Below are 965 nucleotides of genomic sequence, written 5' to 3'. Positions count from 1 at the left end.
ATCTTCTTGACAAGAATATTTAATAGATTATTATTTCATAGTAATTTTATTATTTTTATAGGAGTTTAATAATGAAAGCTGCTGTATTTTATGGAAAACAAAAAATTGTTGTAGAAGACGTAAATATAAAAGAACCTAAAGACAATGAAGTTTTAATAAAAGTTAAATACTCTGGAGTGTGCGGAACAGATGTTCATATATATGAAGGAGAGAAAGGATGCACTGATGTTAAGCCTCCTAGAATATTGGGACATGAATTATCAGGCTGTGTAGAGAARATTGGAAAGAATGTTACTAAAGTAAAAATAGGAGATAAAGTTGCTGTTGATCCTAATGACTATTGTAATAATTGCTACTATTGTAATAATGCTAAAAAACACCTATGCAGCAATATGACTGCTGTTGGAGTATCATTAGACGGGGGTTTTGCTGAGTATGTTACAGTTAAAGAGAACTTAGTATTTAAAGTAGCTGATAATGTTTCTTATGAGAGTGCGGCTATGGTTGAACCTATTTCTTGTTGTTTGCATGGTATAGATTTAATGGATATTAAGCAGGGTGATACTGTGATGGTAGTTGGTGCTGGAAATATTGGKCTTATGATGATTCAGCTTTTAAAATATAAAGGGGCTGTTAATATAATTGCAGTAGAGCCGTTTGAAAAAAGAAGAGAAAGAGCTAAAAAATATGGTGCTAATATTGTAATAGACCCTATTAATGATAATACTGAAGAAATACTAAAAAATAATAATATATTTAATATTGATAAAGTYATAGATTGTGCTGGAAAAGTACAGACTGCTGAATATTCTATTAAATATGCAGGYAAGGGTGCTGAAATAATGCTTTTTGGKCTTACTGCTCCTGATGATGAAGTAAAAATAAAACCTTTTGARATGTTTCAAAAAGAGCTTACGATAAAAACTTCTTTTGTTAATCCTTATGCTTTTGAAAGGGCTGCTAAT

General features: G+C 30.4%; 1 protein-coding gene. It reads left to right on the top strand.

Annotation, left to right across the window (positions count from 1 at the left end; translation table 11 throughout):
* Positions 1–71 precede the first annotated feature (71 nt).
* A partial coding sequence (locus GQX97_RS12465; RefSeq protein WP_157152233.1) for a zinc-dependent alcohol dehydrogenase family protein occupies positions 72–965 on the top strand: 894 nt, incomplete at its 3' end.

It is taken from the genome of Brachyspira sp. SAP_772 (assembly GCF_009755885.1).
Classification (GTDB): domain Bacteria; phylum Spirochaetota; class Brachyspiria; order Brachyspirales; family Brachyspiraceae; genus Brachyspira.
This window is presented reverse-complemented; position numbering and strand designations above follow the sequence as displayed.